This window comes from Streptomyces spinoverrucosus, assembly GCF_015712165.1.
In the GTDB taxonomy this organism is placed as follows: domain Bacteria; phylum Actinomycetota; class Actinomycetes; order Streptomycetales; family Streptomycetaceae; genus Streptomyces; species Streptomyces spinoverrucosus_A.
Genome location: NZ_JADPZX010000001.1, coordinates 397,547 through 415,353 on the forward strand (window position 1 = coordinate 397,547; position 17,807 = coordinate 415,353).

The window sequence follows — 17,807 nt, forward strand, 5'->3', positions numbered from 1 at the left end:
TCCGTCTCATCGCTTCTCCTTGATCCGACTCTGCCGGGAGCCGGAACTCATCGCTCGTCGCCCGGATGACACACTCGGCTGTGTGCCGGTGACCTTCGACGACCTCCTCGCCCGCGCCCGTGACCTCCCGGCGAACGGCCGCCGGGCCGTTCTGGGCATCACCGGCGGCCCCGGCGCGGGCAAGACGACCCTGGCCGAACGCCTGGTGCGGGAGCTGAACGGCACCGGCCGGCCCTGGGTCGCGCACGTCCCCATGGACGGCTTCCACCTCGCCGACGTCGAGCTGGACCGGCTCGGCCGCCGCGACCGCAAGGGCGCGCCCGACACGTTCGACGCCGCCGGGTACGCGGCGCTGCTGCGGCGGCTGCACGAGGACGGCGGCGACGTGGTGTACGCGCCCGGCTTCGAGCGTGTCCTGGAGCAGCCGATCGCGGGGGCGATCCCGGTCCCGCCGACCGCCCGGCTGGTCGTGACCGAGGGCAACTACCTGCTGCTCGACTCGGGCGCGTGGGCGCGTGTCCGGCCGCAGCTGGACGAGGTGTGGTTCTGCGAGCTGCCCGAGCCGGAGCGGATCCGCCGCCTCGTCGCCCGGCACGAGGAGTTCGGCAAGGGCCGCGAGGAGGCGGAGGCGTGGGTGCTGGGCACGGACCAGCGCAACGCCGAGCTGGTGGCGACGACCCGGGACCGCGCGGACCTGGTCGTCGCCACGGACTAGGACGGCTCCAGCATCAGCTCCGGTTCGCCGTGGGCGTCGCCCGCCGCGTCGCCGATCAGGGCCGTGAAGGCCCCGGTGCGGACGATCAGGCCGCGCGGGTCGGCCTCGAAGGTCGGAGCGAACGGAGTCGTACAGCCGTAGCGCACGGCGAAGACGTGCAGGTCCGCCGGTGCCTCCTGGGCCGGGTCCGCCTCCAGGGCCGTGGAGGAGACCAGGTGCCGCCAGCTCTCGTCCGGGTCGCCGAAGACACGCGGGTCGGCGGCGAGTGCGAACGCCGCCTGCTCCTGGGTGACCTCCGCGCGGGCGTCGAAGTGGTCCGTGCCCGGCGATGCGGGGTGCGTCAGGCGCAGCGGGCCCGCGGAGGTCACGCGGGCGGGCTGTGCGGTCCTGCGCACCCGGTCGCCGTCGTCCGCCGCGTACGGCATCCCGGCCAGCAGATACGGCGTCCCGGCCAGCCGCGCCACGGCGACCGTCACCCACAGCCGGGTGCCGTCGGTGACGTACAGGGACCGCACATGGCGCAGGACGTGTGCGCGGTCCACGACCGGCTGGGTGACCAGCTTGGCCGCGAGGCCGCCGGTGCGGACGTCGCGGACGCGGACCTCGCCGAACGGGCGGCACAGCAGGAAGCCGTCCGTCACCGGGCCGAAGCCGTGCTGGCGGTGGACTGCGGCGGGGAGGTAGTAGGTGCCCGCCGCCTCGACCAGTGACGGAGTCATCCGGTCGTCGAACGCCACCGACACGCCGCCCGCGCGCAGTTGGTGACGGGCGGGGGTCGTCGAGGGCGTGCGGTGCCAGCCCGGGGTGTCCTGGATCTGCCAGACGAGCATGAAGGCGAAGTGGCCGTCGAGCCCGCCGTCGGGCTGTGCCGCGTGCCGGGCCCAGCGGGTGTCACCCCGGTAGCGGCCCAGGTCGGCGCCGATGCGGCGGCCGAAGTGGCGCAGGCCCAGAACCGCCTCGAAGCCGCAGTGCTGTTCGCTGTAGCGGGGCCCGCCGACGTCGAAGCCGCCGCTGGTCAGGCGGGCGTCGAGATAGCGGGCGAGCGCGTCGCCGTCCTCGGCGAACACCTCCTCGCCGCTGACCCGGTGGGCCTGGGCGAGGAAGGACAGCGAGATCGGGCCGTAGTTGTTGTCGTACGCCCCTGCGTGCTCCGGCGGCAGCAGGGCACCCCGGTCGCGGATCCGGCGGGCGCGGATCTCGTGGTCGTACAGGCTCATCGCGCGGAGCCGGACCGGCTTGCCCTCTGCGGGCGGGAGGTGTCGGGCCAGCATCAGGCCGCCGACGACGCAGGCGATCGCCTGGTTGCCCGCCCGCTGCGGGTTGAAGAAGGTGGCCTCGGTCAGCCGGCGCCAGTAGCCGTGGGCCAACTCCCGCAGCTCGCTGACCGGTTCGTCGTCGAGGAGGCCGTCCGCCGCGTCCAGCACGTTGACCGTCTGGAGCAGCGCCCACACCGTGCTGGGCCAGTCGCCGTGCGGGTGCGCGCCCGCCCGGAGGGCGAAACGGGCGTACGGCAGCCCGGAGTCGCGGACTCTCAGGTTCGGGTAGCCGGGGTTGTCCTCGCGGAACACCCGCTCGCGCAGATGGAAGGCGAGGCTGCGGCGTACCGCCTCGGGCAGGCGCGGATCCCGGCCGCGCTGCCAGGCGAGCGCCAGCAGGGACGTGACGCCGAGGGAGGTGTCGCCGACGTCGAGGACGGCGTCGGGGTGTTCGAGGTTGCCGTCGGGCGTGATGCGGGCCAGGGCCTGCTCCGTGACGGCGGCGAGGACGGCGTCGTAGGCCTCGGGGCTGTCCGGCAGATCGTGCAACGGGCGGCGCTGGTAAGGGAGGTGCACACCCGTCAGCCTTTCCGCCCGGCCGGCCCGGTGAACGCGCGATCGCATCCGACCGCACGCGTCCGCACGGCGAACACCAGCGTCCGACAGGCGCGACGAACGTATCCGCACAGAGCTCACCGGATCTCGTTCATCCCCAGGCCATGGCCCCGTCGCCGGACCACCCCCGGACCGACACAACTCGCCCGTAGACCTTCCTCGCACGCCTCGCCCACCCCTTCGACCGGGTCGAGTTGGACTCCGACGCACTGCGGGCCGTGCCCGTGTACACCGCGCACGGGCTGTCGGTACGGCTCCTGAAGCGGTGACATCCGGCCGGTGCGGGAGCCGGCGTACCGCCCCGGCTCCCGCACCGGCCACGGCTCCGGTGGCGGGCGTGCGCCCCTGGTCGCCACGGTGCGTGAGCTATGTTGAAGCTCCGTGGGAAGCAAAGGAGGCGCACCGGTGGCATCGCCGCAGCAGGCCCGCGCACAGGCATCCGCGATCACCTCGGGCAAGAGCGCACCCGAGGCGGAGGCCGCCCCGACTTCCCAGCTCAGGGCACTGTTCGACCAGCCAAGACTGTCGCCGGGGCAGCGACGCATCGCCCAGTACCTGATCGAGCACATCACCGAGGCGGCGTTCCTGTCGATCACCGAGCTCGCCGACCGGGCCGGGGTCAGCCAGCCGTCGGTGACGCGTTTCGCCGGCGCGGTCGGCTTCAGCGGTTACCCCGCGCTACGGGAGAAGCTCCAGGCCATCGCCCTCGGCGCGCTGGCCGGCGGCCCCGCGACCGCCGAGGAGGACCGCGGCAACGAGCTCCAGGCGGCGGTGGACGCCGAGATCGAGAACCTGGAGAACCTGCGCCGTGACTTCGCCGACCCCGACCAGGTCATCGCGATCGGCCGGCAGCTGTCGCAGTCGACTCCGCTGACCGTGCTGGGCCTGCGCATCTCCGCCTCGCTCGCCGAGTACTTCGCCTACGCCGCGCGCCGCATCCACCCCGACGTACGCCTGGTGACGCTGGGCGGCAGCGTCGCCTACGACGCGCTGCTGCAGTCCCGCGAGGCCGGCGGCACCTGGGTGCTGGCCTTCTCGCTGCCCCGGCACGCCCAGGAGACCCTCGCCGCGGTACGCCTCGCGCGCGGCGCCGGGCTGCGCGTCGCCCTGATCACCGACCTGGCGCTCGGACCGGTCGCCGACGAGGCCGATGTCACCTTCGCCACCGGCACGGGCTCCCGACTGGTCTTCGACTCGTACGCCGCGCCCGGCGTGATGGCTGCCGCGCTGCTGCAGGCCATGACGGACGCCGATCCCGAGCGCACCCAGGCCCGGCTGGAGGCGTACGAGCAGGTCTCCGACCAGCACCAGTTCTTCCTGCGGGACTGAGCTCCCCCGCCCCCACCTGAACGGCAATACACAGGGACCTTTCGTTTCAAAGCGCGCATGAATGTTTTCATACGCCTTGCAAAGCGATCGGCATATATAAATACTGCTCGCGGATCCGCACCGCCCGAGGAGAGCCGACCATCTGCTCATGCAACAGGCCTGCCCTCCAGGGTGCCCGCACGAACACCCGAAGCCGATGTCCCCTACCCACGTCGGTGCCCTGGGTGTTCGGTCGGGGCGGCCCCGGTCATCCCCTAGGCCGGGGCCGCCCCACCACCGCGGACCATCTCCGCACCGCCGCACACCGGAAGCGATGATCATGCCCCTGACGTCCACGCGCACCCGCCCGGACTGGCCGTGCCAGGTCAAGACCCCCGGCAGCTACGACTGGGAGCGATCGGCGGCCAAGTGGCTGCGCGAGCTGGTACCGGCGCGGTACGCCGGCTATCCGGCGCTGATCCGCCACCCGGTGCTGCTCGCCCGGCACGCGCAGATCCAGGTCCAGCAAGAGATCCGCGTCGCCCGCACCGCCCTGCAGACGGCCCGCGCAGACCTGCCGCGACTCGGCATGCCGGAGTCGGTCATCGAGCACACGATCAAGCTGTACGCCGCCGAGGTGCTGCAACTCCAGCACATCGCGCGCAGCGTGCGGGCGGTGACCGACGCGCTGGTGGAGCACAACTCGGGGCGCTGAGGGGACAGTTTCCTCAGGGGGCGCCCCGCCGCCCGGGACCGCCGTAAACGGTCATGCCTCCGGCTTGCACTTTCGAGTGGATTCCCTCCCGACGGCCTTGCGCTCTCAGGGGGGTCCCTGTGCGATGCTCGACGCGTGACGAGCGACCCCGCGATCCCGGCGGAGAACGGCACCGGATCGGACACGGTCACATCGGCCGGAGCCATGGCCGGGCGACGCGCCGAGCTGGACCGGCTGCGGGACCTGGCGGCGACCTCGGCTGTCCTGGAGCGGGCCAAGGGCGCGGTCATGGCGCTCACCGGCTGCTCCGCGGACGCGGCGCACGAGGAACTCCTCAGGCGCGCGAACGCCGGGAACCGCACGCTGATCGAGGAGTGCTGGATCACACTCGGCAGCGGCTCCCCCGGCAGGGCCGTCCCGGCCCCCGACCGGGCCACTCCGCCGCCCGACACCCCCGGCGTCCCGGTCCCCCCTCCCGCCCGCGAGCCGTCCGACGACGGATCCACCGCCCTGGGGCGGCTGGGCAAAGCGCTCGTCGGCGTCCGCACCCCGCACGAGCTTGCCGGGTGCCTGCTGGAGCATCTCGCGGACACCGTCGCCGCCGACGCGGTCATGATCTTCGCCCGGCTCCCCGCCGACGGCCTCGAACTGGTCGGGCACGCGGGCGTCGACGCCACACTGGCCGCCCAGTGGCGTCAGGTGCCCCCACTGACCGGCATCGCCGCGCTGGACACGCTGCGCACCCGTCAGGCGCGCTGGCTGGAGGACCTGGCGGAGGACGGGAAGCGGTTCCAGCTCATCGGCGACCCGCCCGAGCGCTGGGGATCGCGTGCCTGGCTGCCGGTGGTGACCGGCGACACCGCCGAGATCTCCATCGGCGTACTGCGCACCCGCCCCGGCCCGTTCACGCCGCGCACCCGCGAGCATCTACGGGCGGTCGTCCGGCTGTGCGCGGGCCGGCTGCGGGCCTTCGACGCCCGGCCGGAGCCCGCCGCCGACGGCTCCGTCGACGCCGTACAGGCCGTGTTCGACACGCTGCCCGGTGCGGCGATGCTGCTCACGCCACTGCGCGCCCCCTCCGGCGACATCGAGGACTACCGCATCGACGCGGCCACCCCGGAGGCGATCGACGTCGTCGGACGCACCGGTCGTGAACTGATCGGGCTGCGGATCCTGGAGTGCTGGCCGCCGGTGGCGGACGAGTCGCTGTGGCAGCGGTGCCTGGAGGTGCTGAGCGCCGGAAAGCCGTACGAGGGCGAGCCGTTCGCGCAGCAGGACGTCGTGGCCGGCGTCGCCGAACTGTCCACGTACTCGGTACGGGTGGCACGGCTGGGCGACGGGCTCGTCGTCAGCTGGATCCGGCACGACCCCTCGGACCGGCAGGAGCAGCGGCTGGCGGACGTACAGCGGCTGGGCAACCTCGGCTGGGCCAACTGGAACCTGGTCACCGACGAAGTCACCTGGTCCGCCCAGATCTTCGCCATCCTCGACCGCGACCCCACGCACGGCCCGGTTCGGCTGTCCGAACTGCCCGGCCTCGCCGTGCCGGAGGACGTCCCGGTGCTGACCCGCGCCATCGGGGCGCTCGTGCGCGAAGGACGTCCGGTCGACGTACCGTTCCGGAGCCGCACGGCGCGTGGGGTACGGCATCTGCGGGCCGTCGCCGAGGCGGTGGCGGACGTGCACGGCTCGCCCGCCGAGGTGCACGGCTTCGTCCAGGACCTGACGGCCCAGCGCAGCGCCGAACTCGCCCTGGTGGAGAGCGAACGGGCGATCCTCACCCAGCACGGGGTGCTCCAGGCCGAACGGGCGCTGGCCGCCCGGCTCCAGCACGCGCTGCTGCCGCTGCCGGACAAGCCGCTGCGGCTGGCCGGGCTGCGGGTGGAGGTGGCGTATCTGCCCGCGCAGTCGGGGATCCACGTCGGCGGCGACTGGTACAGCGCCATCGAACTGCCGGACGGCACCGCTCTGTTCGTGGTCGGCGATGTCGCCGGTCACGGCATCGACGCGGTCGCCACGATGGCCCAGCTCCGCTTCACCGCCAAAGGCATGGTCATCACGGGGTCCTCGCTGACCGGAGCGCTCAGCCGGCTCAACACGCTGCTGCTGCACTCCCGCGACCCGCACGGCACGGCCACCATGGTGCTGGCCCACTACCGGCCGGACGAGCGACGGCTGGTCTGGGCCCAGGCCGGCCATCCGCCGCCGCTGCTGGTGCGCGCGGGCGAGGCACGGCGGCTCGGCCGGCCCGGCGGCATGCTGCTCGGGGCCGGCACCACGCCGGTCTTCGAGGAGGCGGAGTGCCGACTGGAGCCCGGCGACCGGCTGTTGCTGTACACGGACGGGCTGGTCGAGCGCCCCGCGGAGGGCATCGACCGTGGCCTGGAACGGCTCGCGCGGGCACTCGTCAGCCACCACACCGACGAGCCCGGCTCCCTCGGCCCGCTGCTCGCGGCCGTGCTGGAGGAGGAACGCCGGGACGACGTCTGTGTGGTGGACATCCGCGTGCCGACAGATCCGGCGGACCTGGCGTAGAGGCCCGGGTGATCCCCCGTCAGCTCGCCCGTTGCGTGCGATCCCGCGCACGGGCGGGCGTCGCGCGTCTCAACTCTCGCCGACCGACGCCCCGCTGTCCGCGGACTCCCGGCCGCGATGTGCCTCGTCGCGGACAAGCAGGGCCAGCAACGAAGCCACGGTCAGTCCCGCCTCGGCCGGGTGCCGCAGCACCTTTGAGGGCTCGATGCGGTACGCGTTGCCCCGCCCCTCACGCCGGTGGGAGAGGTAACCGGCCTCTTCCAGATCGACGATGATCTTCTGCACGGCTCGCTCGGTGAGCCGGCAGTGCGCCGCGATGTCTCGTACGCGGGCGTTGTGATCATCGGCGATGGCAGCCAACACCCGGGCGTGATTGGTGAGGAAGGTCCATCCAGTATGCGGCTCAGGCACTCCACCCATGGGCCCATCATAGGACCGAGGTTTCCCGCATTCAAAAACGCGAACCAGATTTCATGTATCCCTTGACGTATCTCGGCGCGAGGTCGACGCTGGTGAAGACGACAGGCAGGAGTTTCGAAGGAGTGTCGGTCATGCCGGAGCCTGCGTACTCCACGCAGCCCGCTGCCCCCGCGGCCGTGCCGCCGCGGTCGCTGTCGATCGCCACACAGCCCGACGGCGCCCGCTCGGTCGTGGTGGTGCGCGGGGAGTTGGACCTGCAGGCGGCCGACGAGCTGAGTGACATCCTGCGCCAGGCTCTGAAGTCCGCCACCGAGGGCATCGACCTCGACATGGGAGGCGTCACCTTCTGCGACTGCTCGGCCCTGAACGTCCTGCTCGCCATCCGCGAACAGGCCCTCGCGGACGGCAGGACGGTGACGATCGAGTCCCACAGCCTCGCGACGGAACGGCTGCTCTCCCTCACGGGGACGCTGTCCCTGTTCACTGCCGAAACCGACGACGGCATCGACCACGAACTCGGCGTGGAGGTCGTTCAGCTGCGCCGGGCCATGCAGACCCGACCGACCATCGATCTGGCTCGCGGGGTGCTGATGGCCACGTTCGGGCTGAGCCCGCAGGACGCGTGGCACGTGCTGGTGATGGTGTCGCAGAACACCAACACCAAACTCCATCGACTCGCCCAGGACCTGGTGTCCGCCGTGAAGGGAGAACCGCTGCCCGACTCGGTTCAGCGTCAGGTGGCCGCGGCGGTGGCCCGGCTGTCGGAGTCCGACGCCCCGGGAGCGCAGGGTGACGGGGAGGCATAGCACCGTCACGAGCAGGGCACTCAGTTCCCCATCTGCGCTGCACTGAGTGCCATCAGGCCTGTTCAGGTGCTACGTTCCGTCCCATGAGCGCGAAACCGCCCATGCGGGATGCCCTGGTCGCGGCGGCGTTCCAGTTGTTTCTGGAGCGGGGCTACGAACAGACCACCGTCGACGACATCGTGGCCCTCGCGGGAGTCGGGCGGCGGTCGTTCTTCCGCTACTTCCCGTCCAAGGAGGACGTGGTCTTCCCCGACCACGAGCGGTGCCTGGCCGACATGACGGCGTTCCTCTCGACCGGCGACGCGGACGACGAACCCGTCGGGCGGGTCTGCGACGCGGCCCGGCTGGTGCTGCGGATGTACGCCGAGAACCCGGCCTTCTCGGTGCAGCGCTACCGGCTCACCAAGAAGGTGCCGGGGCTGCGCGCGTACGAACTGTCGGTGGTGTGGCGCTACGAGCGGGCCCTCGCCGAGTATCTGCGCGGACGCTTCGCGGGCCGGCGCGACGGCACCCTGCGGGCGGACGTCATCGCGGCGGCCGTGGTCGCGGCACACAACAACGCGCTGCGGTCCTGGTTGCGTTCGGACGGCAGGGGCGACGCGACCGCGGCGGTGGACCACGCCCTGGGCCTGGTGCAGGCCACGTTCGGCGGTGCGCCCACGCCCCCGCCGGACGATCGGCCCGAGGACGTGGTGGTCGTCGTCTCGCGGCGCGGGGCTCCCCTGTGGCGGGTGGTGCAGGAGATCGAGACCACGCTCGGCCGGGACTGATCCACGAATTCCGGGGTACGGAGTGCCTTTACCTGTGGCACTGAGTGCCATACGCTGTGGGCGTGCACGGTGGCACGGTGAGCCGCGCACAGGCGTGCGCGCGGCGTCGCGCACGCGGGATTTCCGGCCGAGCGCAGGGAGTTGACCAGCGTGTACCACCACTCAGGAAACGTCGCTCAGCAGGCATCCGGCTCCGCCGCGGGCGTCCTCGACCATCGAGCCCCCGACCAGGACGCCATGCTCTTCCAGCGCTGCACCTGGTGCGGCACCGCCATGTACCACAGGCTGCTGTGCCCGGTCTGCCAGGGCAGCGATCTGCGGACGGAACGCAGCGAGGGCACCGGCACGGTCCGCCACTCCACGGTGGTGCACCGCAACACGCCCGCCGCGCGCAATGTGTCCCTGGTCGAGATGTCCGAGGGGTTCGTGGTCCGGGGCCGGGTGATGGGTCCGCCGGTCGGCATCCACAGCGGCGACCGGGTACGGCTGTCCACCGCCAAGGACCCGGTCCGGGGCGAGCCGGTGTTCCAGCTGGTCGACGAGCCGTACCGGGCCTGGACCTGACGGGGCCTCGCCCGCACCCGAGTTGACGGGCCCGGCCTTCTGCCTCGGTGGCCGCTCCGTCAGCCGTTCAGGGTGACCCGGATCCCCACCGTGCCCTTCGGGCCGCGTCGCAGCCGGCTGCCGAACAGCGTGAGGCGGCCCACGATGCCGTACTTGCGGGCGATGAGCCGCCGATAATGGGCCGTGGTCTCCGCGTCGGTGATCTCGGCGGTGGCCGGGACCTGCGCACCGGTCGGGTTGCCGCGCAGGTCACAGGGTCCGACGAGGACGTCGGAGCGGCGCCGGATCCGCTTGACCTTCCAGGAGTCGGCGACCGTCCACACCCCGAGCGTGTCGCCGTCGGCGACCACCCAGACGGGCGTAGGGACCTGGGTGCCGTCCTTGCGGTAGCTGGTGATCAGCAGGTACTTGCCGGCCCCGAGCCGGGCCGTCGACGTGGCGTCCATGCCCGGAAGTGTAGGCAGGCACCGCTACCCGAAGGCAGCCGCCACCCGCACCACCCGACGGCAGCCGCCACCCGTGCTACCCGACGGCAGCCGCCATCCGCCGCACCCCTTCCCTGACGACCTCCGGTGATGTGCCCAGGTTCAGCCGCACGTGCCCTGCGCCGCCCGTTCCGAACGGCAGGCCGGAGTTGAGGGCCACCCGGCCCCGGTGCAGGAAGACGTCGGCCGGGTCGTCGCCCAGGCCCAGCGCGCGGCAGTCGAGCCAGGCGAGGTAGGTGGCGTCGCCGGGGCGGTAGTTGACGGCGGGCAGGTGCTCGGCCAGCAGCTCGGCGAGCAGGCGACGGTTCTCGTCGAGGCCGGCCAGCAGGGCGTCCAGCCAGGCGGTGCCGTCGCGCAGGGCGGCGGTGTGGGCGATGGCGCCCAGGTGGCTGGGGCCGTGGCTGACCTCCTCGGGCAGCAGGGCGAGGTCGGCGGCGGACTCGGGGCCCGCGACGGCGAGGGCCGCCTTGAGGCCGGCGAGGTTCCAGGCCTTGGAGGCCGACATGAGCGACAGGCCCCTGCCGCCCCCCGGCACGCTGAGGTACGGCACGAAGTCGGTGTCGCCGACGACCAGCGGGGCATGGATCTCGTCGGCGACGACGCGTATGCCGTACCGCTCGGCGAGGCGCGCCACGGCGGACAGTTCCTCGGCGGTGTGCACGGTCCCGGTCGGGTTGTGCGGGCTGCACAGCAGGAACGCCGCCCGGCGTCCGCCCGCCACGGCCTGCCGGAAGGATTCCTCGAGGACGCCGAAGTCGATGCGCAGGTCGGGGCCCAGCGGGGCCTGGAGCACGCGCCGGTCCATGTGCGCGACGAACTGGAAGAACGGCGGATAGACCGGCGGGTTGACCACGACCGCGTCCCCGGGTCCGGTCACCAGCTTGATCATCTCGACCACACCGAGCATCACGTCGGGCACGATCGCCGTGCGCGCCACGTCGAGCCCGGACCAGCCCCACCGCTTCTCGGCGAACTCGGCCAGCGCCTCCGCGTAGGCGGTGCCCGCCGGGTAGCCGGTGTCGCCGAGGGTGAGCGCGTCGGTGAGCGCGCGGACGACGGGTTCGGCCAGCGGCACGTCCATCTCGGCCACCCACAGCGGCAGCACGTCGTCGGGGTAGGTGCGCCACTTCATGCTCGTACGGCGCCTGAGCTGGTCGAGGTCCAGTGCGCGCAGGGGGTTCGGTTCACCGGACGTTCCGTGCGGGATGCTGGTCATGGGCACACGATAGGGGGCTGTGCGGTGACCGGACATCGGGAGGGCCAGCAGGACGGGGCGGCGGACGCCGCGGACGCGCCGCTGGAGGTCGGGTGCGACGAGTCGGGGTCGGACGGCGAGAACCTCACGGGCGGCAACACCGACGTGTTCGCGCACGCCAGCGTGCGGCTGCCGGTGACGACGGCCGCCGCGTACGTACGGGAGATCCGGGACCGGATCCGGTCGCCCGCCGAGGAGTACAAGGCGAACCATCTGCTGCGGGAGAAGCACCGGGCCGTGCTGGAGTGGCTGCTGGCGCCCGCGGGGCCGCTGCACGGGCACGCGCATGTGCATCTGACAGAGAAGGCGTTCTTCGTGGTGGACCGGGCGGCCGACCTGCTCCTGGACGACTCCGACGCGGCGGTGTCCCTGTTCCGTGGAGGGCGGCTCGCCTTCGGGGAGGAGCGGTGGCGGGCGTTCCTGGCGGCGGCGAACCAGTTGCTGCGGGCCCGCAACGACGGGGCGCCGGGGGCACCCGTGGAGGCGTTCTTCCGCACGGTCGACCTGCTGCGGCGGGCGGATTCCACCGTGGACGCGGTGACGGTCGTCGACCGGCTGGCCGGGGCGCGGACGCGGGCCGAGGCGTACCGGGCGAGGTTCCTGGACGGTCCGGCACTGATCCCCGTGCTCAACCCGCTGCTGCCCGCCATCGTCGGCACGGCCGCGCACTGGAGCGCGGGCGGGCGGTCCGTGGCGCTGGTGCACGACGAGCAGAACATGCTGACGCCGGACCGGATCGCCTGGATCGAGCGGGCGGCGCGCGACGCCGGGATCGGCTTCGCCGGGATGCGGCTCGTCGACTCGCGGCGCGACGCCCGGGTGCAGCTCGCGGACTTCCTGGCCGGCATCTCCCGGAAGATCGCCTCGGACGAGCTGAACGGCCGCGGCGACCCGGTGCTCACGGCGCTGCTGCGGCCGTATGTCGGCACGGGATCGGTGTGGGGCGACGAGCGCAGCTGGGCACGGCTCGGACCGCAGACCGAAAACACACAAGGCCCGGCAAAGATCAATTCATCGGTCTAGATTGCGTCCTGACACCGCACGAGGCATCTTCACGCCCCGGCACCAGGCACCCCCAGGAGCTGAATTTCCGTGACCGAGAACCCGCCAGCCGCGGACGGCATGGCCCAGTCGCTGCGCGAGCGCATCAACACGTCCCAGCCGCACACGGCCCGGATCTGGAACTACTGGCTCGGCGGCAAGGACAACTACGAGGTCGACCGGGCGGCCGGCGACCAGATCCGCCAACTGCACCCGGGCATCGGCGAGTACGCCCGCGCGGACCGCCTGTTCCTGGGCCGCGCCGTGCGGCACCTGGTCTCCGACGTCGGTATCCGCCAGTTCCTGGACATCGGCACCGGCCTGCCCACCGCCGACAACACGCACGAGGTCGCCCAGCGGATCGCCCCCGACGCGCGGATCGTGTACGTCGACAACGACCCGCTCGTCCTCGCGCACGCCCGCGCGCTGCTCACCAGCACGCCGGAGGGCCGCACCGACTATCTCGACGAGGACCTGCGCAACGTCGACGCGATCCTCGAACACGCAGCGAAGACCCTGGACTTCACGCAGCCCGTGGCGCTGATACTACTCGGCGTCGTCATCTTCCTCGGCGACGACGAGGATCCGTACGGCGTGGTGCGCCGGCTGACGGACGCGCTGCCGTCGGGCAGCCACCTGGTGCTGTCGCACACCATCACCTCGCCGGCGATGCCGGACGTGGACGAGGCGGTGAAGTTCTGGAACGAGCACGGCACTCCGAAGCTGACTCAGCGCACCCCCGAGGCGGTGACACGGTTCTTCGACGGGCTCGAACTGCTGGAGCCGGGTGTCGTGTCGTGCTCGCGCTGGCGGTCGGAGCACACGGGCGGGGCCGAGCCGGAGGAGGTCGCGATGTACGGCGGGGTGGCCCGCAAGAACTGAACCGATCGCCCCTCGGGGTGAACGCTGCCGGACCCCGGCACGTATGGAGAGAGGGCGCTCGACGACCCGGGCGCCCCGCGGCGTAGGCGCGCCGCGTGTTCGGGGTTCGGGAGCCATGCATGAGGCACGCACGACGACGGATCGTCCGGCGAGTGACACGGCTGGCGTCAGTCGGCGGAATCGTCCTCGGGACGGCCATGGTCACGCAGGCGGTCGCGAGCGAACCCCCTGTGGCGTCCCCCCGCGTGCTCGCCGAGAACTCCGGCGTGGACCTCGTCGAGCGGCTCGGCGCTTCCCGTACGGCGGGCAGTTGGATCGACGACCAGGGACGATCGGTCGTCGCGGTCACCGACGACAGGGCGGCCGCCGAGGTCCGCGAGGCGGGCGCGATGCCCAAGCTGGTGCGGCACAGCATGCGTGAGCTCAAGTCGGCCACCGAGAAGCTGCGTTCGGGACCGAGGGTGACGGGCACGGCGTGGGTGGTGGACTACCGGTCGAACGAGGTGGTGGTACGGGGGGACAGCACCGTCTCCGCCGACGACTGGTCCGAGCTGACCGACCTCGCGGACGGCATCGGCGGCTTCGTCCGCATGGAGCGCACCGAGGGCACCTTCACCACCCGGATCAACGGCGCCCTGCCCATCCTCTCCACGGCCGGGCGCTGCTCGGCGGGGTTCAACGTGACCAACGGTGAGACCGACTTCATCCTGACCGCCGGTCACTGCGGGCCCAACGGTTCGGTCTGGTTCGCGGACAACCGGGGCAACGAGCCGGTGGGCCGGACGGTGGCGGGCAGTTTCCCGGGCAACGACTACTCGCTCGTGCAGTACACCGGGGGTCGGGCGGGCGACGGGGCGGACGTGGTGGCCATCGGCGACGGGCAGGGTGTGCGGATCACGGGTGTGGGTGAGGCGTCCGTGGGGCAGCGGGTGTTCCGCAGCGGCAGCAGCAGCGGGTTGCGGGACGGCCAGGTGACCGCGCTCAACGCCACGGTGAACTACCCGGAGGGTACGGTCACCGGTCTCATCGAGACGAACGTGTGCGCGGAACCCGGGGACAGCGGCGGCCCGTTGATCTCCGAGGGCATCGCGCTCGGCGTGACCTCGGGCGGCAGCGGGGACTGCCAGGCGGGCGGGACGACCTTCTTCCAGCCGGTGACGCAGGCGCTGTCCGCGCTCGACGTCCAGCTGATCACGTCGTCCGGTCCGGCGCCGTCCGCGTCCGGCACCCAGAGCGCGGTCGCGCCCCCGGAGGCGGCGCCCGGAGGGTCGGCCCCGATCTCGGGTGAGGCGGGCAGGGAGCTGCTGGCCCGGCTGGCGGACCCGAAGAACGTCGGGCCGGGTCTGCTGGTCATCGGGGGCAGTCTGATCGCGCTGGTGGCCACGCGGTGGATCCGTACGGAACAGGACCGCAAGGCCTACCAGCGCTACTACTCGGCGACGTGGGGCTGACGGAGAGGTCCGGGGCCGAGGGCGCGCCGGGGCTGTCGCGACGGGTCAGGCGGCCCGCGCGGGAGGCGGGGTCGCGGCGGCCCACTCCATGACGAGGCGCTGGTACTCCTCGCGCTGCTCGGTGCTCAGTGTCCCGCCCGACCGGCGCCACAGCGCCCGGATCTCCTCGTTGACCTCCGCAGCCGATCGCTCGGTGACGGTTTCAACACTGGTGGACATGGTGTGAAGCATACGGCGGCCGAGGTGAAGGCGATGTGAGTAATCAGGAGCTAAACGGACATATCGGGCCGTGTCGCTGATCACGTCCATTTCCCTGAACCGGCCCGGCAGTTCAGGCGTCCGCCGCGCCCAGCACCAGCACCTGAATCGCCAGCACAGCGGCGCCACGGGCCCAGTCGTGAAAGTCGGACTTTCTGGTCTCCAGGTCTACCGGGGTGGCCAGCGGATGGCGACGGGCACGGACGGTCTCCTCCACCGTGTTTCTCGCCACATCCATCAGTCCGACCCCCTCTCCGGCGAGCAGGATCTTCTGCGGCATCGCGAAGTTGGCGATGTGCGCGACCAGGACGCCGAGGGCGCGGGCGGCCTCGTCGATGACGCGCGCGGGCATGGGTTCCCCGCGGCGGCGAGGGCGAGGATCTCCTCGTAGGTGTGGTCGCGGCCGGTGGCGGCCCGGATCTGGTAGCGGATGCTGGGGATGGCCAGCAGCGAGACCGCGCTGCCGCGGTCGCCGTCGGGGGTGAGCGGCCCGTTGGGGTCGAGGATCCAGCGCCGGCCGAAGGCCCGGTCCTCCCCCTCGGACGGCACCCGCCTGCCGCCCAGCACCAGGCCGTAGCCGATACCGGCACCGATGGTGAGCACGACGAACCGGTCGAGGCCGCGCCCGGCACCGAACCAGGTCTCGGCCTCGACGAGGGCGGCCACGTCGTTCTCGACGACCACCGGCAGCCCGGTGCGCTCCTCGACCAGCTCGGCGAGAGGAACGTCACGCCAGTTCAGGAACGGCGACTCGCCCACCACGGCCCGGTCCTGCACGAAGCCGCCCACCCCGATGCCGATCCCGGCGAGCCCGGGGTGGCGGCGGGCCGGCTCGTCGGCCATCTCCGCGAGAAGATCGGCTACTTCGCCGGGGTCGTGCGTGGTGAGAGGGCGGTCGTGGCGGGCGACGATCTCGCTCCTGAGGGTGGTGACGACTCCGTAGACCATGTCCTCGGTGACCTTGAAGCCCAGGAAGGAACGGGACTCCGCGACGACGTCCAGTGGCTGTGAGGGCCGCCCCTGCCGGGCCTCCCCCGGGGCGCCGCCGTCGGGGGCCTCGACCAGCAGGCCGGACTCGATGAGCGGTTTGGTCAGCCGGGTGAGGCTGCCCGCGGAGAGGTCCAGCCGCCGGGCGAGCTCCGCGCGGGAGAGCGGGCCGTGGACGAGCACCTCGATGGCCACCGAGCGTTCACCCGGGCTCAGCGGCAGCCAGCTGGCGGAACCTGCGGTCATGTAGGTCAGACTCCCACGATTCTTTTCTTTTGCATCACAACTAATGATCCCCACTCTAGGGCGGAAGCGGTAGTGGCAAGAAAATGTCGCACCCCTCTTGACGCAGAGATTCTTCCGACTCAAAAGTAAGTGGCCGCCGCGTACCGGAAGAAGGGCATCGACGTCTCGGCGTTCACCGAACCGGTCGCCGACCGGGAGAAGTTCACGACCTTCTCCTTGAGCGGCCTGAACCAGACCAACAGCCGGATCAATCTCATCCTCGGCCAGTGAAAGGCACCCATCCCATGACGTTCTCCCTCGGCATCGTCGGCGCCGGGCAGTTCTCCGGGCAGTTCGCCAAACTGTTCCTCGCCCACCCGGGCGTCCGCGACGTCCACGTCACCGACCTGCTTCCGGAACGGGCCGAGCAACTGGCCGCCGCGGAGGGCCTGAGCGGCACCTTCCCCTCGTACGAGGCCATGCTGGAGTCCTCGGCCGTCGACGCGGTCGCCATCTTCACCCAACGCTGGACGCACGGCCCGCTGGTGCTCCAGGGCCTGAACGCCGGCAAGCACGTCTACTCGGCGGTCCCCATGGCGATCACCACGGAGGAGATAGCGGCGATCATCGACGCGGTCAAGGCGACCGGACTGACGTACATGATGGGCGAGACCAGCCAGTACAACCCGGCGACCGTGCACGCCCGCAACCAGATCGCCAAGGGCGCCTTCGGGCGGCTCTTCTACGCCGAGGGCGACTACGTCCACGACATGGATCTGGGGTTCTACGAGGCGTACCAGTACAGCGGTGGCGAGAACTGGAAGGCGACCGCCAGCTATCCGCCGCTGCTGTACCCGACGCACTCGGTCGGCGGGGTGCTGGGCGCCTGGCAGACGCACGCGGTGAGCGTGTCGGCGGTCGGGGTGGTGGACGAGCGGGGCGACGGCGTGTTCGACCGGTCGGTGAGCCAGTTCGACAACGACGTCTCCAACGCGACCGCGCTGTTCGAGGTGGCGGGCGGCGGTTCGTTCCGGACGAACGAGTTCCGGCGGGTCGGCTACCCGTCCCACATCCGGGAGTCCCGCTTCCGCTTCTTCGGCACGGAGGCGAGCATGGAGCAGCTCGCCACGGTGGCGCTGTGGCAGGACAAAACCGGCGTCACTGACATTTCAGAACTGCTGGAGCCCAAGCCGACGATGTCCCCCGACGACCCGTCGCTGCGGCACATCGCGCCGGATCTGCGGGCGGCCTTCACCTCGGGCTCGGCGCCGGTGCACGACCGGTCGCGGCTGCCACGCGCGTTCGACCACCTCCACAACGGCCACGAGGGCAGCCACCACTTCCTGGTGGACGATTTCGTGACGGCGGTGAACACCCGCTCGCTGCCGTCCGTGAACGCCTGGGTGGCGGCGCGCTACACCCTGCCGGGGATCATCGCGCACGAGTCCGCGCGGCAGGGTGGCGTACGGCTGGAGATCCCCGACTTCGGCGACGCGCCCGAGGCCTGATGCGTCCGAGG

Annotated in this window: 16 protein-coding genes and 2 pseudogenes; 12 read left to right on the forward strand and 6 right to left on the reverse strand. The window is 71.9% G+C overall.

The genetic code is table 11. The features are described from left to right. The first annotated feature begins 82 nt into the window (after positions 1-82). Positions 83-715 carry a nucleoside/nucleotide kinase family protein gene (locus tag I2W78_RS01865; protein ID WP_196456329.1) on the forward strand — a complete coding sequence of 211 codons (633 nt, stop codon included), beginning with the start codon at positions 83-85 and terminating at the stop codon, positions 713-715. On the opposite strand, the gene I2W78_RS01870 is transcribed toward I2W78_RS01865, so the two are convergent. Beyond that, positions 712-2,547 carry a hypothetical protein gene (locus tag I2W78_RS01870; RefSeq protein ID WP_196456331.1) on the reverse strand — a complete coding sequence of 612 codons (1,836 nt, stop codon included), beginning with the start codon at positions 2,545-2,547 and terminating at the stop codon, positions 712-714. The two genes, I2W78_RS01865 and I2W78_RS01870, sit on opposite strands and share 4 nt — an antisense overlap. Before the next feature lie 444 nt (positions 2,548-2,991). On the opposite strand from I2W78_RS01870, the gene I2W78_RS01875 reads away from it, so the two are divergent. From I2W78_RS01875 to I2W78_RS01885, 3 genes are all read left to right on the forward strand, one after another. Continuing rightward, on the forward strand, positions 2,992-3,915 hold the full coding sequence (locus I2W78_RS01875; protein ID WP_196456333.1) for a MurR/RpiR family transcriptional regulator: 924 nt from the start codon (positions 2,992-2,994) through the stop codon (positions 3,913-3,915). Positions 3,916-4,228: 313 nt separating this feature from the next. Continuing rightward, positions 4,229-4,609: a hypothetical protein gene (locus I2W78_RS01880; protein ID WP_196456335.1), complete on the forward strand. Its 381-nt coding sequence runs from the start codon at positions 4,229-4,231 to the stop codon at positions 4,607-4,609. 135 nt (positions 4,610-4,744) lie between these two features. Further along, positions 4,745-7,144, forward strand: coding sequence for a SpoIIE family protein phosphatase (locus I2W78_RS01885; RefSeq protein ID WP_307783578.1), 2,400 nt, complete (start codon positions 4,745-4,747; stop codon positions 7,142-7,144). Positions 7,145-7,213: 69 nt separating this feature from the next. Here the strand turns inward: I2W78_RS01885 and I2W78_RS01890 are convergent, their stop codons facing one another. Continuing rightward, positions 7,214-7,564, reverse strand: a complete 351-nt coding sequence (locus I2W78_RS01890; protein WP_196456337.1) for a helix-turn-helix domain-containing protein — start codon at positions 7,562-7,564, stop codon at positions 7,214-7,216. A gap of 131 nt (positions 7,565-7,695) precedes the next feature. Here I2W78_RS01890 and I2W78_RS01895 point away from each other — a divergent pair, with 131 nt between their 5' ends. From I2W78_RS01895 to I2W78_RS01905, 3 genes are all read left to right on the forward strand, one after another. After that, on the forward strand, positions 7,696-8,370 hold the full coding sequence (locus I2W78_RS01895; RefSeq protein WP_196456338.1) for an anti-sigma factor antagonist: 675 nt from the start codon (positions 7,696-7,698) through the stop codon (positions 8,368-8,370). Positions 8,371-8,471: 101 nt separating this feature from the next. Beyond that, on the forward strand, positions 8,472-9,140 hold the full coding sequence (locus tag I2W78_RS01900; RefSeq protein ID WP_196464366.1) for a TetR family transcriptional regulator: 669 nt from the start codon (positions 8,472-8,474) through the stop codon (positions 9,138-9,140). Positions 9,141-9,290: 150 nt separating this feature from the next. Then, positions 9,291-9,704, forward strand: a complete 414-nt coding sequence (locus I2W78_RS01905; protein WP_196456339.1) for a Zn-ribbon domain-containing OB-fold protein — start codon at positions 9,291-9,293, stop codon at positions 9,702-9,704. Between the two features lie 59 nt (positions 9,705-9,763). Here I2W78_RS01905 and I2W78_RS01910 read toward each other — a convergent pair whose 3' ends face one another. Together I2W78_RS01910 and I2W78_RS01915 are read right to left on the reverse strand one after the other, a co-directional pair. Continuing rightward, a complete protein-coding gene (locus I2W78_RS01910) occupies positions 9,764-10,150 on the reverse strand; it encodes a PPOX class F420-dependent oxidoreductase (protein WP_196456340.1) in 387 nt (128 codons plus the stop codon). A gap of 76 nt (positions 10,151-10,226) precedes the next feature. Beyond that, positions 10,227-11,405 (reverse strand): MalY/PatB family protein, encoded by a 1,179-nt coding sequence (locus I2W78_RS01915; RefSeq protein WP_196456341.1) that lies wholly within the window; start codon positions 11,403-11,405, stop codon positions 10,227-10,229. Between the two features lie 24 nt (positions 11,406-11,429). Between I2W78_RS01915 and I2W78_RS01920 the strand changes: the two genes are divergently transcribed. The 3 genes from I2W78_RS01920 to I2W78_RS01930 all read left to right on the forward strand — a co-directional run bounded on the left by I2W78_RS01920 (position 11,430) and on the right by I2W78_RS01930 (position 14,818). Continuing rightward, positions 11,430-12,467: a DUF3800 domain-containing protein gene (locus tag I2W78_RS01920; RefSeq protein WP_196456342.1), complete on the forward strand. Its 1,038-nt coding sequence runs from the start codon at positions 11,430-11,432 to the stop codon at positions 12,465-12,467. Positions 12,468-12,536: 69 nt separating this feature from the next. Next, on the forward strand, positions 12,537-13,367 hold the full coding sequence (locus I2W78_RS01925) for an SAM-dependent methyltransferase (RefSeq protein WP_196456343.1): 831 nt from the start codon (positions 12,537-12,539) through the stop codon (positions 13,365-13,367). Between the two features lie 119 nt (positions 13,368-13,486). Further along, positions 13,487-14,818 carry a S1 family peptidase gene (locus tag I2W78_RS01930; protein WP_196456344.1) on the forward strand — a complete coding sequence of 444 codons (1,332 nt, stop codon included), beginning with the start codon at positions 13,487-13,489 and terminating at the stop codon, positions 14,816-14,818. Between the two features lie 45 nt (positions 14,819-14,863). On the opposite strand, the gene I2W78_RS01935 is transcribed toward I2W78_RS01930, so the two are convergent. Both I2W78_RS01935 and I2W78_RS01940 read right to left on the reverse strand, forming a co-directional pair. Next, positions 14,864-15,049, reverse strand: coding sequence for a hypothetical protein (locus I2W78_RS01935; protein WP_196456346.1), 186 nt, complete (start codon positions 15,047-15,049; stop codon positions 14,864-14,866). 100 nt (positions 15,050-15,149) lie between these two features. Next, positions 15,150-16,309, reverse strand: a pseudogene (locus tag I2W78_RS01940) (ROK family transcriptional regulator). A gap of 135 nt (positions 16,310-16,444) precedes the next feature. Here I2W78_RS01940 and I2W78_RS01945 point away from each other — a divergent pair. After that, a pseudogene (locus I2W78_RS01945) lies at positions 16,445-16,579 on the forward strand (sugar ABC transporter substrate-binding protein); the annotation flags it as partial. Between the two features lie 14 nt (positions 16,580-16,593). Further along, positions 16,594-17,796: a Gfo/Idh/MocA family protein gene (locus I2W78_RS01950; RefSeq protein WP_196456348.1), complete on the forward strand. Its 1,203-nt coding sequence runs from the start codon at positions 16,594-16,596 to the stop codon at positions 17,794-17,796. Positions 17,797-17,807 lie beyond the last annotated feature (11 nt).